At 47.6% G+C, this 14,240-nt stretch carries 8 protein-coding genes; all 8 read left to right on the top strand.

Annotated features, from left to right (window positions below):
• Positions 1–438: 438 nt before the first annotated feature.
• Complete coding sequence (locus tag J7439_RS06595) at positions 439–1,305, top strand: cation diffusion facilitator family transporter (protein ID WP_209201039.1); 867 nt, start codon at positions 439–441, stop codon at positions 1,303–1,305.
• Positions 1,306–1,667: 362 nt separating this feature from the next.
• Positions 1,668–3,890 carry a coiled-coil domain-containing protein gene (locus J7439_RS06600; RefSeq protein WP_209201040.1) on the top strand — a complete coding sequence of 741 codons (2,223 nt, stop codon included), beginning with the start codon at positions 1,668–1,670 and terminating at the stop codon, positions 3,888–3,890.
• Between the two features lie 484 nt (positions 3,891–4,374).
• Complete coding sequence (locus J7439_RS06605) at positions 4,375–6,606, top strand: ankyrin repeat domain-containing protein (protein WP_209201041.1); 2,232 nt, start codon at positions 4,375–4,377, stop codon at positions 6,604–6,606.
• Positions 6,597–8,186, top strand: a complete 1,590-nt coding sequence (locus tag J7439_RS06610) for an ankyrin repeat domain-containing protein (RefSeq protein ID WP_209201042.1) — start codon at positions 6,597–6,599, stop codon at positions 8,184–8,186. Before J7439_RS06605 ends, J7439_RS06610 begins: the two co-directional genes overlap by 10 nt.
• 365 nt (positions 8,187–8,551) lie before the next feature.
• On the top strand, positions 8,552–9,706 hold the full coding sequence (locus J7439_RS06615) for a hypothetical protein (RefSeq protein WP_209201043.1): 1,155 nt from the start codon (positions 8,552–8,554) through the stop codon (positions 9,704–9,706).
• Positions 9,707–10,019: 313 nt separating this feature from the next.
• Positions 10,020–11,279: an ankyrin repeat domain-containing protein gene (locus tag J7439_RS06620; RefSeq protein WP_209201044.1), complete on the top strand. Its 1,260-nt coding sequence runs from the start codon at positions 10,020–10,022 to the stop codon at positions 11,277–11,279.
• Positions 11,240–12,649, top strand: a complete 1,410-nt coding sequence (locus tag J7439_RS06625; RefSeq protein WP_353623013.1) for an ankyrin repeat domain-containing protein — start codon at positions 11,240–11,242, stop codon at positions 12,647–12,649. Before J7439_RS06620 ends, J7439_RS06625 begins: the two co-directional genes overlap by 40 nt.
• Positions 12,650–12,783: 134 nt before the next feature.
• Positions 12,784–14,184, top strand: a complete 1,401-nt coding sequence (locus J7439_RS06630; protein ID WP_209201046.1) for a hypothetical protein — start codon at positions 12,784–12,786, stop codon at positions 14,182–14,184.
• Positions 14,185–14,240 lie beyond the last annotated feature (56 nt).

Below are 14,240 nucleotides of genomic sequence, written 5' to 3' on the forward strand. Positions count from 1 at the left end.
AAAATTGGGCTTGTTTCATTGAAAGACTTATGGATCAGGTTTCACCATCATTGTTGAACCGCCCGGTGCGGACCCGCATGCCGGGTGCTGTGGGGAGGGTTGGAGAAAGACCAGCCCTTACCCGATTTCCCTTTATCAGTGCTGAAATCCATCCCGATAAATGGAGCTGAACCGCAGACTGCCAGAAAAGGGAACTAACAATATAACATCATAAATTGTGTTTGTAATAGTCCCCTTTAGGCTTTATCTGCTGATATATCAGGCTTTTTCAGGTTTTTTATGGTGGGGCATTGTGCATTGAGCAACGTCTATGCTCACACACGCTGGTCAATAAGGTGCGACAGGTGACTTTTTATAGAGAGGAGGCTGTGGTTATTTTCAGCTGTATCAGCACAAAAGACTACAATTAAGACCTCTGGATATGGTGAGTAAACCTCCATGGACCAGCATGAAGACTATGATTCCGTTGGTGATGGAAAGCTGAGCCTTGCCCTGTTTATCAAGCTCTTCCTGAGTGGTGTTCAGGTCGTTGGGGGAGGTGTTGCCGGAAGCCTCTCCCTGATCGCAGACTCGCTGCATAACCTGGGTGATGCCTGTGCAATACTGGTTGCTGTCATTGCCAGGCGAATAGGTTGCAAGTCAGCAGATAAACGCATGACCTACGGATACAAAAGAGCAGATATTCTTGGAGCTTTAATAAACAGTGTATTTTTACTGGTGGTGGGGGGGTATCTGATCTTTGAGGCCGCAGGTAAGTTTTTCTACCCCAGGGAAGTTGATGGCTGGATTGTACTTTTGGTTGCCGGTGTTGCCCTTCTGGTTAACATCACGACATCGCTGCTGACTTTCAAGGCTGGAGCCAGAAGCGATATCAATATCAATGCGGTATTTATTCACAGTGCGTCCGATGCGGTTGCTTCTCTGGTAGTCATTGTAGCGGGTGTGCTGATCATCAACTACCAGCTCTATATTTTTGATGTGATAGCAACCGTCGGGATATCTGTTTACGTGATCTTTAATGGCGCGATTCTGTTGAGGCGCTGCATTATTATTCTTATGCAGGGCGTTCCGGGCGGCATTGATATTGAACAGATCAGGGCGGCCCTGGAAAGCATTGAGGGGGTAAAAAGAGTAGGGCGCATGCACGTCTGGCAGCTGGATGATAAAAAGATCTTCTTTGAAGGCCGTATCCTGCTGAATGGCGCGGAGCCTGAAACGATTAAACGAAAAATCCGGGTGGCGTTACGGCATCAGTTCTGCATTAATCATACGACTCTGGAAACAAAAAGCAGCCGTCGTATATAACATCAAAACCATGGCCTTTGGTGAGAAATTGTCACGAAATAATTAAATCGTCTAATCCGGGGTTTGAACTTTTTCATGTGGCAAAACTCTGAACTCCGATATTGAATCTTGGAGTCGAGGGGTAACTTGCTATGAATATGCCATCAATTTCTGCTCAAAACACAGCTGTATCCCAACCTCAATTATATGGCGGCCATCACGGCGAAAGTGCCCGCGCAGCCCCGGTAAAGTTTGATCGCTGGACCATCAGTTTAAGCGCGATTGACAGTTTCCTGCGGGGCAAGGGGCGTGAGGCGGTTGAGAATATCGCAGAGCGTATGTGCAGAAGGGCAGAGCACCAGCAAGGTACGAAATCCTTCAATTTGAGTAACCTGAAAAAAGATTTTGGTGTATTCGGGCTACCGGTGGATGACAGCCAGGGACGCAGCAAAGAGCAAAAGGTCAAGATCGTTACTGGCCTGATCCTCAGGCTCCAGACTGAGGCAAGCAGTGGTAGTCTGGATCGGCCCTTAGGGCAGAGTTTTTGCGGCCTGATCAAAAAATCAGAAAGCTCCATCGCTGAAGGGGTGCAGCAGTTGCTGGATGAAGTCAACGGCCATTTTGCCACAGAGCCGACCACAGGGACTAAAGAAGCATCCCATGCAGGTGATGGTAACAAAATTGTCGCTGAAGACCATGGCTCGCCAGAATTCAGTGGCCTTCCTGCCAGGCAACCCGACCTGGCTTATCAGCCTGTTAACCTGCCGTCATCGTCTTTTGCGATGGCTGATCCAGCACCAACGCCGTTAGCTCCACCGCCCTCTTATGATGCCCTGTCAGCTGAGACTGGAACAAAGTTAGCGTATTTGAGTGCTCATATGGATCGATTGATGGCGGATCAGTGGGGGGATGATCAGATAACAGAGTGTCGAAATCAGATGCAGTGGATCAAGGGAGAACTGAACAATTTAAAACCGTTGGGGCTTCAACATTTTCCCGGAAAATTCAGAGAGGTCAGTAAGCAGTTTGAGGAGCTTCAGGTAAAGGATTTTCATCATCGTTTGGATGAGCTGGAAGTTAAGCTGGCAGGGGTCAACATGGGGAGCAGCAAGGATATACAGTCAATTGAACGGGACATTGCACAGTTATCCAAACGCTTCGATGACTTTGAACTTGCCGGTTATGAAGAGCGTTCACGACTGGTAGAGCGCCAGAAAGCATTAAGTAACCAATTGGACGAAGTAAAAAGGCATTTAATGATTCACAATGATATTAAATCATTAGACACTGACCTTAAAGATTTCGAACACAGAGACTTGCCTGATTCTGACCAAATCATCAAATTCTTTAATGATATAGAAGGCCGTTTAAGCAAAATAGGCACGATGATTGATAGCCTGCCTGCAAGATCTCAGCGAACTGAATTGTTAAAGAAAAAGAGTCAGCTCAGGAATTCATTAAATACCAGCAAAGCAACAGTTAAGCGGCAGAAGCTTGAGAACATAGAACAGTTAATAAAAACTCAGGAACATAATAACGAGAAGGGTGCTGCCCTCAAGGAAGACATGCTGGAGCAAGCTGAAGATCAATTACATGATCTCAAAAGATTAATGAACAGTTTGAAGATGGAGGAGCATGAGAGTGGGAGGTTACAGGTCCTGAAGGGCAGGCTGGCCAAGTTAAACCTGACCAATGTGGGTGAGCCGGTATCGCTATCAAAAGCAAAATCTTCAAACACTGGCCTGGCAGGTGACATTATCGAAAATCTGGATGCTGCTGATGCTTTGATTACTGCTTCAGAAAAAGACCCGTACGGCTTTAATGAAGAGCGTGCATCGGAAGCAAAGGGGTATCTTGATAAGGCAATAGCTCAGTGTGGGAAAATACGTGACAACAAGGCTCAACTAAATGATTTAACGGATACACACCGTGATTTGTGCCATAGGCTGCAGAAAATAGAAGAAAGAAAAGGAGAGATTGTTCAGGAGAAAGTAGAAAAACTCTTCGAAAAAGTGCGTAACGCTATAGACTTTTTCCGGGGTCGCCCAAAAGAAGAGATAAAAAAAGAGGTGGAAGAAATGAAGAATCTGTTTGATCAAGCAAGAAAGGAGCTTGAAGGATTGAGCGGCAGTAATTATGACACTATACGAAAAGGGCTTCGTGCTGATTTCAATGATTTGCAGGAACTGCTAAAACCATACAAGGATAATATAAGCGATAGTCAAAAAGCTACTGCTACAAACAGTGAAGATAAAAATAAGATAGATCTTCTAAAAAAAGAGTTTGATGATTACTGGAAAGAATATGGTCCCAGAGCTAAAGATCTGGAGGAACAGGTTCTGAAATGTGATGGTCCAGATCACCCTATTGAACAACGCAAAGGTAAAAAAATGGATCTTCTGAAATTTTATGAAGAGTCATTAGAAACAGCAAAAGCCCTTAGGTACAAAAAGCTCCCTGGCGTAATAGGTTGTGAAAAAGAGTGTCTGACTCTTACTGGAATTATTAACCATATGACTACGCAGATAGAAGTTATGAAAAAAGGGATCGATCGGCTTGAGCAAGAAAAGGCCAAGGAAAAACGATCTGGTTGTATGCAATCCTGAATTCAGTCCCTCATAATGTTTTGCTATGAGACTTGGTTTGTTTTACAAAAAATAGTACTCGGTTAAAATATGTGGATAGAGTAAAACCGGACTGAAAGTCTAGTCCGGTTTCATACAACAAGTAATATGTTTTATCACAGTAAAATGCCATCTCGGTGAGCAGTCATTTTCAAGAAAAAAAGGCATCAGACTAGGAGGCTGTCCGAGAATAGCGCCCGTAGCGAGGATGGCAGAAAATTGAGGATAAAAAGTCGGAAATTTTTAGTGAATAGTGGTTCTATTTACTAAAAATTTCCGACTTTTTAGACCAATTTGCTGACACCGCAGTAGGGCAGTCTATTCTCGGACAGCCTCCTAGAGGGTATGCAGCGCCGTCTTTGCTGTAATGAGCAGTGACCCGCGAAATCTTTCATACTTGAGTTTTAATACAAATATCCAACGACTATGGCCATAACTAAATCCATTGTGGCTTGCCATGATACCAATGAATACATCACCTTACACTGCCCAACAGGCCAGTCTTTCCGGTGCAGGCTATACCGCTCCATCTGACGTTAGAAGCCCTGTAAGGCCAGTAACCCCTCCTGTCATAAGCGGGTCCATTGAAAGGATGGATTCGGGTGCAGGCCAATCGATCGTAACAAGAGATGCACGAAGGGCTTTACTTGAAGAGACTTTCAATCTGGTATTATATCAACATGGTGACACCGAAAGCACCATTCATCTCCCAGATAACAAGGACAAAAAGACACCCTGCCCATTAACACGAACAAGCAGAAAGCCCACCGCCAGCCCCCCTGTCGCTGTCCCCATCAATCATGCAGACCGGTCAAACCCGTTGAATGCCCCCCCGATAATGGCCGCCTGCCACTATAACCGGGTTTCCTTGTCAGACCACTTGCGTTGGGTACCCCCCCTTTGTGTTGCTGCCGAGGAAGGGCGTGAGAAAGTCGTGGAGGAGCTACTAACTGCTCCAGGTAGACTGCCTGAGGATAAAAAGCCTTATGGGTCTATTATGGCTGTTTTAAATAGTGCCGACAGGTGGGGGAGGACCCCGCTCCACCTGGCTGTCTGGAGAGGGCATGGCAAGGTGGTGGCGCAGTTGCTAAATGCTCTGGATAGGCTGCCGGAAACCGAAAGGTGTACAGCATTTCATGAGCTTTGGAATGCCAAAGATACTCATGGCAAGACCCCTTTCGAGAGTGCTATCGAAAAGGATGACTGGAACATTCTGAATTTGCGACTGAAATTTGCTTCGAAGCTACTGCACTTGGCTGCGAAAGAGGGCAGAATTGAGCACCTGAAACTGTTGTTGCTGAACTGCCCTGGCATTCGGGTGAATTCGAAGGATGACGATGGCTGTACGCCCTTGCACTTCGCTGTCAGAGGCTACAACGGCTTATATGGCGACTACCTCTCATGCGTCAAAGAGTTACTGAGAGTCCCCGGTATTCGGGTCAATGAAAAGGATAACGATGGCTTTACACCCTTGCACTTCGCTGTCCATAACTGCTATGGCTACGGCTTCTACAGCCGCGTCTTATGCGTCTTATTGTTACTGAGAGTTCCCGGTATTCGAGTCAATGAAAAGAACAATGATGGCTGTACGCCCCTGTACGCTGCTGCCTTTAACGGCCAAACTACCTGCGTCACAGAGTTACTAAATGCCTCCGGTATTCTGATCAATGAAAAGAATAACGATGGCAGGACGCCCCTGTATGCTGCTGCCCTTAACGGCCAAGCTGAGTGCGTCAAAGAATTACTGAACGCTCCCGGTATTCTGGTCAATGAAAAGGATAATGATGGCAGGTCGCCCTTGTACGCTGCTGCCTTTAACGGCCAGGCTGAGTGCGTCAAAGAATTACTGAACGCTCCCGGTATTCTGGTCAATGAAAAGGATATTGCAGGCTTTACGCCATTCTGCGCTGCTGCCTACTACGGCCAAGATGAGTGCGTCAAGGAGTTACTGAACGCTCCCGGCATTCTGGCTACAGAAAAGAATAACGCCGGTTGGACACCTCTGTATTGCGCAGCCAGAAAAGGCTGGCCGACTTGCCTGAAATTGTTGATTGCTAACAAAGCAATAAAAATCACGCTTCTGGACGCTGCTCAAAACGGAGAAACCAAGGTTTTGGCTGATATATTACGCCCCCTGAATAGACTGAAAGAGCCTTCAAAGTCTGAGACCATTATGTTAGTTCTGAATGTGGCCGATCGGGATGGTAGGACTTTGTTGTGCCGGGCTGCACAATCCGGACACAAAAAAATTGTAGACTTGTTCCTTGATGCTCTGAATGGTCTTTCAGAAGACAAAAAGGCTGAAGCTACAATTTCGGTGCTGAGTGCGGCAGACAGATTCGGCAGAACACCGTTTTATATGGCTGCTGCTTTTGGCCACGATAAGATTATTACCGAGTTGCTGGCTGCTTGGCATAGACTGGAAGACGCAGAGTTACCGCTTTCTCTTTGGTGGGCAAAAACAGGGGTGGCAATCGCTGACTTGGTAAACACTGCTGATCTGTTTGGGAAAACACCTGCCTCGCAAGCTCGCGCTCGCGGGCATTTCAATATCGTAAGGATTCTGACCAGAGCAGCTTTCCCATATCAAGTTTACACAGTTAAAAAGATCTCCTATCTCCTGGATGTAGAAAAGTGGATGAAACAGGGGGTACACAAACTGACCTCGAGCTTTTCAACGATGACCTTATGCGCCTGAATACCTTGCCAGAAGCAGCGAGGCTGAATGCTGTAATGGCAGTGCTTCATCATGCCAGAGAAGACGAGCTATTGGAGCTGGATGTGTCTGGTCTGGAAAGTTACGACACGCTAGTGGTTAAGATACTGGCAACCATGAGATGGCTGCCAGAAACACCAGAACGCGTATCAAGGAATTATGCAATCCTCAGGCTTATCGATTATATCTGTGAAGACGGTGAAACCGGGCCTTCCTATACCCGACTGGCCAGAATAGGGCAGGAGCGGATAGCAGAAGTACTGAATGCTTTCCCCATTTTGAGTGCTGCCCGGAACGGGCAAACAGCCATTGTCGCCCGGATACTGAAAATTTTGGAGACCTGGCCTGAATCTGAACGATGTCAGGCAGTCACTACAGTACTGACTATCTCCAACAAAAAAAGGCAAACAGCGTTCCACGTGGCTGCCCAGAGCGATCAACGGGAGGTTTTGGCGCAATTGCTGAATACCCTGGTCAGAATGGCGGAACCTGAAAGGACTGTTGCAATCCAGAAGGTGATGCATGCCGTAGACGCACATGGAGCAACACCGCTGTATTGGGCTGCTTTCAATGGGCATCACGAGGTTGTGGGGCAATTGCTGAATACTCTGGACAGAATGACGGAACCTGAAAGGACTTATGCAATCCAGAAGGTGATGCATGGCGTGGACGACGCACATGGAGCAACACCGCTGTATTGGGCTGCTTACAATGGGAATCACGAGGTTGTAGGGCAATTATTGAATGTTGTGGACAGGCTGCCAGAAAAAGACAGACTAAAAGCCTTCACTACTATGGTGAATGCTGCCGACCAAAAAAGGGCCACCGCGCTTCATTGGGCTGCTTACAATGGGGATCATATGGCTGTGGCGCAATTACTGAATGTTGTGGGCAGTCTGCCAGCAACAGACAAGCTTAAAGCTTTCACTACTTCGGTGAATGCCGCTGACCAAATAGGGGCTACTGCGCTTCATTGGGCAGTTTTCAGAGGTCAGTGCAGCGTTGTGAAGCAATTCCTGAATTTCCTTAATACTGCGAATAACTTCCCGGAAGCAGAAAAAATTCCTGCCTTCGCAGCAATGGTATGTGCGGTCGACACACTCAATAGAACGCCACTGTCCGCAGCTGTCGATAATGGCCAAGGGGAAATCGTGGATCAGCTGATTCAAGCCTTCCCACTCTTGGATGCTGTTCTGGGCGGGCATAGCCAAAGTGTGGAGCAGTTAATGCAAGTGTTAACAGCGTTACCGAGAGAGAAAAGGGGGGCTGCCATTATGGCGGTGCTGAAGCAGGTCCGGCCAGAAGACGGAGCAACTCCGTTATATATTGCAGCAAGCCAGGGAAATACTGAGATAATGAAGCCGTTGTTGGACGCTGTCTCAACGCTCGTGGACGATGGAAACCGCAAAGAAGCCAGGGAAGTGCTGTACTCTGCCTGCACGGTCATAGAAGAGAATGGAACCCTGATGGCGATAACCCCGCTCAGAATCGCTGCCATAAACCGTCATGATAAGGCTGTAAATTTGCTATTGAAGAAAATACGGGAGTTATTCATTACTTAACAAATGTCGTTTAAAAAGCGGCTATCACCATCGTTTGTAAATAATTAAACCGTCTAACCCAATGTTTGAACTTTATCTTGTGGCAAAACTCTGAACTCTAATGTTGAACCATAGAGTCGAGGGGATAACTGGCTATGAATATGCCATCGATTTCTGCCCAGAGCACAACTGTGACCCAACCTCAATGTCATGGCGACCAAGAGAGAGAAAGCGCCAGCGCCGCCCCGGTAAAGTTTGATCGCTGGATGATCAGTTTAAGCGAGATTGACAGTTTCCTGCGGGGCAAGAACCATGAGGCGGTTGAGCGTATCGCAGAGCGTATGTGCACAAGGGCGGAGCACCAGCAAGGTACGAAATCCTTCGCCTTGAGTAACCCGGAAAAAGATTCTGGTGCCTGCGCTCTACCGGTGGATGACAGCCAGGGATGCAGTCAGGAGCAAAAGATCAAGAACGTTACTGGCTTGATCCTCAGGCTCCAGTCAGGAGTGCACCAGTTGCTTGAGGAAGTCAACGGCCATTTTGCCGAAGAGCCGACCACCGGGACTAAAGAGGCTTCCCATGCAGGTGATGGCAATATTGTGGCAGAAGACGATGGCTCGGTGGGCTTCAGTGGGCTCCCTGCCGGCCAACCCGATCCGGCTTATCAGTCTGTTACACTGCCTTCATCGTCTATTGCGACGGCTGATCCAGCGGCAACGCGGGTAGCTCCAACGACCTCTTATGATGCCCTTTCGCATGAGACTGAAACAAAGTTAGCGTATTTGAGTGCTCACATGGAACGATTGATGGGGGATCGGGGGGATGGTCAGATAACAGAGTGTCGAAATCAGATGCAGTGGATCAAGACAGAGCTGAACAGTTTGGAAACGTTGGGGCTTAAACATTTTTCTGGAAAATTCAGGGAGGTCAGGAAGCAATTTGAGGAGCTTCAGGTAAAGGATTTTCTTCACCGCTTGGATAAGCTGGAAGAAGTCAACATAGGGAACAGCAAGGCTATAAAGTCGATTGAACGTGACAATATGGAAAAACGAGTATTGGAAGCAATGGGGGCACGGTTTGAGCAAGTTAAATTAGAGCTGGCAGAGCTTCGTTCTCAATTCTATGAATTGAAAGAAAAACTACAACCTTGTCAGGGTAATATCAGTGATAGTCAACAAACTGCTGCTACAAACAGCGAAGTTAAGAATAAGATAGATCTTCTTAGAAAAGAGTTTAATGATTACTGGAAAGAATATGGTCGTAAGTCTAAATATCTGGAGGAACAGGTCTTGAAAAGTCACGGCCACCCTACGGAACAACGCATAGTTAAAATGAGCAATCTCAGGGATTTTTATCGTAAGTCCTTAGAAGCAGCAAAAGAACTGAAGGAAACTCTTTTTATCATACCAGCTTGTGAAAAAGAACGTCTAAAGATTAAGGATATTATTGAATATTTGCGTATGGAGATCGCATTTCTGAACCAAAGGCTGGAGATAGAGCAAGAGAATGCGGCAAAACGATCTGGTTGTATGCAATCCTGAATCCATCCCTTGATGAGGTTCCGCTGTGAGCACCAGTTTGTGGTACAAAAATCGGTAACGGGTTAACTGTGTGGATAGAGTAAAATCCGGGCGGAAAATCCAGTTCGGTTTTATGCGTCCAGTGACTTATTTTATCGAAGTAAAATTCCATCTCTGCAGGCGTCATTTGTCAAGAAAACAGCTTCAGTTGAAAGGGTATGCAGCGCTATCTTTGCGGTAATAATCAGCCCCCAACGAAACCTTTCATGCTTGAATTACAAATATCCAACGTTTATAGCCGGAACTAAATCCTCTGTGGCTTGTCATGATAGCCATGAATACGCCACCTTATACTGTCCATCAGGCCAGGTTGTCCGGTGCAAGCTATAACGATTCATCTGACGACGGTAGCCCGGTAAGGCCAGCAACCATCCCTGCCATAGCCGGGTCCAGTGAATGTATGGAGTCGGGTGCTGGCCAATCAATCGAAACAAGAAATATTCGCCCCCTTTATAACACCAGCAATTATGTAGATCAGTCAAAGCCTCTGAATGAAGCCCCGATACTGGCTGCTTGTCGCAACAACGAGATTGACTTGTTACAGGATTTACTGGCGGCAGAACCGGCGTTGGCTTACCGGGCAGCACCATCAGTTATAACGGACAAGGTTCGGGTATACCTATACCCCCTCGGTGTCGCTGCCCAGGAAGGGCATGAGAAAGCCGTGGAGCAGTTGCTGATTGCTCTGGATAGACTGCCCGAGGGAAAAAGGCCCGGTGGTGGTTCCATCATGGCCGTTATCAATACGGCTGACCGATCGGGGAGAACTCCGCTCCATCTGGCTGCCTTGGGAGGTCATATCAAGGTGGTGGAGCAGTTGCTGAAAGCTGTAGAAAGGCTGCCGGAAACCGAAAGGCCCGCAGCCGTTCAAAGGCTTCTGAGCGCCACTGACGATGGCGGGCAGACCCCGCTCCAGCTTGCCAGGCAACAAAACCACCGGGAAGTCGCGGTTTTGCTGCGGGATGCTCTGCAGAAATCGGCACAAACAGCAAGGCTTGATTCCATCATTCCAGAGGACTTTGATCAACCGGGTTCAAGCAAGCTTCCGGCAGCTCAACCAGGTACATCGAATGAGGCTTCTGAGGTTTCTGCACAACGGTCATTGCCTTTTGATACGTTGAAACCCAAAGCAACATATGTTGAACCCCTTCTTACTTATAATCAAATTATGACTGCTAAAATGCTTCTGCACTGGATTGCGGAAAATGGCAACATTGAGAGCTTGAAACGATTGTTAACGACCATTCCCTACTTTGTGATCAATATGAAGAATATCGCTGGCGAGACGCCACTGTGCGCAGCTGCCCGCTACGGCCACGCCGAGTGCGTCAAGGCTTTACTGGGCGTTCCCGGTATTTTGGTGAATGCAAAGGATGACAATGGCAGGACGCCCCTGTGCGCAGCTGCCCGCTACGGCCACGCCGAGTGCGCCAAGGCTTTACTGGGCGTTCCCGGTATTTTGGTGAATGCAAAGGATGACTTTGGCTTGCCCCCCTGCATTACGCAGCCAAAAGCGGCCATGAGGCGTGCCTGAGGCTGTTAATTGCCAGCAAGAATATGAAAATCACACTTCTCGACGATGCCCGGGAGGGGCAAACCAAGGTTCTGGAGGAGATACTAAAAAACCTGAATACACTGAAGGAACCCGCAAAGTCTGAGGCCATCATGCTGGTTCTGAATGTGGTCGACCAGGGCGGTAAAAATTTGCTCTGCCGAGCTGCACAAGCCGGGCACGAAAAAGTGGTAGCCTTGTTACTGAATGTCCTGAATGGTCTAAAGCCGGAAGCTACCAGGGCGGTGCTGAGTGCGGCAGACAGTTTCGGCAGAACACCGCTTCATATAGCTGCTCACCATGGCCACTATAAGATCGTTACCCAGTTGTTGGCTGAGGACGTTGAAACCGGGTTTTCCTATACCTGTGTGGCCAGCAAAGGGCAGGAGCAGTTAGCAGAACTTCTGAAGGCTTTCCCCATTTTGAGTGCTGCCCGGAACGGGCAAACAACCATTGTCGCCCGGATGCTGAAAATTCTGGAGACCTGGCCTGAATCTGAACGTTGCCAGGCAGTCACGACGGTAATGACTCTCTCCAACAAATACGGGGAAACAGCGCTACACGTCGCTGCTCAAAGTGGTCAACAGAAGGTTGTGGAGCAATTGCTGAATACCCTGGACGGAATGACGGAACCTGAAAGGGCTCATGCCATTCAGAAGGTGTTTCATGCCGTGGACTCATATGTTGGAACACCGCTGCACTGGGCTGCTTTCAAAGGGGATCATAAGGTTGTGGGGCAATTACTGGATGCAGTGGGCAGACTGCCAGCAACAGCAATGCGGAAAGCCTTCACTGCTGTGGTAGATGCCTTCGATCAAAAAGTTGTGGAGCAATTCCTGAGTACTGCGAATAACTACCAGGAATCAGAACAACAAATTGTTGCCTTCGAAGCAATGATAGGTGCGGTCGTCACATTCAAAAGATCACGACTGGCCGCAGCTGTCGGGTATCAGCTGATTAAGGCCTTCCCGCTCTTGAGTGCTGTTCTGGGCGGGCATAACCAAAGCGTGAAGCAATTAATGCAAGTGTTGACAGTGTTTCCGAGGGAGGAAAGGGGGGCTGCCATTATGGTGCCACTAATGGAAACCCGGGCAGACGGAGCAACACCGTTGTATCTTGCAGCCAGTCAGGGAAATATCGAGATAATGAAACCGTTGTTGAGTGCTGTAACTATTCTCCTGAACGATGGAAAGCGCAAAGAAGCCAGGGAAGTGCTGTACTCTGCCTGTGAGGTTAAAGAAGAGGATGGAACCCTGATGACGATAACCCCGCTCAGAATCGCTGCCATAAACCGGCATGATATGGCTGTGAATTTGTTATTGGAGAAGATACGGGAGTTATTCACTACTTAACAAATGTCGTTTAAAAAGCGGTTATCACCATCGTTTGTAAATAATTAAACCGTCTAATCCAATGTTTGAACTTTATCTTGTGGCAAAACTCTGAACTCTGATACTGAACCTCAGAGTCGAAGAGGAAACTGGCTATGGATATACCATCAATTCTTGCCCAAAGCACAGCTATAACCCAGCCTCAATTTCATGGCGGTCAAGAGGGAGAAAGTGCCAGCACAGCCCCGGTAACGTTTGATCGCTGGATGATCAGTTTAAGCGAGATGGACAGTTTCCTGGGGGGCAAGGACCGTGAGGCGGTTGAGAGTATCGCAGAGCGAATGTGCACAAAAGCGGAGTACCACCAAGCTACGAATTCCTGCAACTTGAGAAACCCGGAAAAAGATTCTGGTGCCTGCGCTCTACCGGTGGATGATAGCCAGGGGTGCAGTCAGGAGCGAAAGGTCAGGAACGTCACTGGCTTGATCCTCAGGTTACAGTCAGGTGTGCAGCAGTTGCTTGAGGAAGTCAGCGGCCATGTTGCCGAAGAGCCGACCACCGGGACTAAAGAGGCTTCCCATGCAGATGATGGAAATATTGTGGCAGAAGACGGTGGCTCAATGGGCTTCAGCGGGCTCCCTGCCGGTCAACCCGATTCGGCTTATAAGTCTGTAACACTGCCTTCATTGTCTTTTGCGACGGCTGATCCAGCCGCAACGCGGGTAGCTCCAACGACCTCTTATGATGCCCTTTCGCATGAGGCTGAAACAAAGTTAGCGTATTTGAGTGCTCACATGGAACGATTGATGGGGGATCAGGGGGGGGATGGTCAGATAACAGAGTGTCGAAATCAGATGCAGTGGATCAAGGGAGAGCTGAACAGTTTAGAAACGTTGGGGCTTAAACATTTATCTGGAAAATTCAGGGAGGTCAGGAAGCAATTTGAGGAGCTTCAGGTAAAGGATTTTCATCACCGTTTGGATAAGCTGGAAGAGGTCGTCAACATAGGGAGCAGCAAGGATATACAGTCCATTGGACGTGACAATATTGAAAAACGAGTATTGGAAGCAATGGGGGCTCGGTTTGAGCAAGCAAAATTAGAGCTGGCTGAGCTTCATTCTCAGTTCAATGAATTGAAAGAAAAACTACAACCCTGCAAGGGTCATATCAGTGATAGTCAACAAACAGCTACAAACAGTGAAGTTAAGAATAAGATAGATCCTCTTGAAAAAGAGTTTGGTGATTACTGGAAAGAATTTTTTCGCAAGTCTAAATATCTGGAGGAACAGTTTCTGCAATGCTCCCACTTAGACCTCCTTAGAGAGCAACACTTGGGTAAAATGATGGAGCTTAGGGATTTCTATCTTCAGTCATCAGAAGCAGCAAAAGTACTGATCATAAAATTCGTTGGTATACCAGCCTATGAAAATGAGCATCTGATGCTTAACAGGCATATTGAAAATATGCTTACGCAGATCGAAGTTCTGAACAAACAGATCTATCAACATGAGCAGGAAGAGAACCGGGAAAAACGATCTGGTTGTATGCAACCCTGAATTCAGCGTGCTGTACTCTGCCTGCGAGGTTAAAGAAGAGGATGGAACCCTGATGG

Source organism: Salinisphaera sp. G21_0 (assembly GCF_017744115.1).
GTDB lineage: Bacteria > Pseudomonadota > Gammaproteobacteria > Pseudomonadales > Endozoicomonadaceae > Endozoicomonas.

Coding starts and splice junctions, on each gene's coding strand:
- J7439_RS06595 (WP_209201039.1), top strand. CDS start 439: ATGGACCAGCATGAAGACTATGATTCCGTTGGTGATGGAAAGCTGAGC.
- J7439_RS06605 (WP_209201041.1), top strand. CDS start 4,375: ATGAATACATCACCTTACACTGCCCAACAGGCCAGTCTTTCCGGTGCA.
- J7439_RS06610 (WP_209201042.1), top strand. CDS start 6,597: ATGCGCCTGAATACCTTGCCAGAAGCAGCGAGGCTGAATGCTGTAATG.
- J7439_RS06620 (WP_209201044.1), top strand. CDS start 10,020: ATGAATACGCCACCTTATACTGTCCATCAGGCCAGGTTGTCCGGTGCA.
- J7439_RS06630 (WP_209201046.1), top strand. CDS start 12,784: ATGGATATACCATCAATTCTTGCCCAAAGCACAGCTATAACCCAGCCT.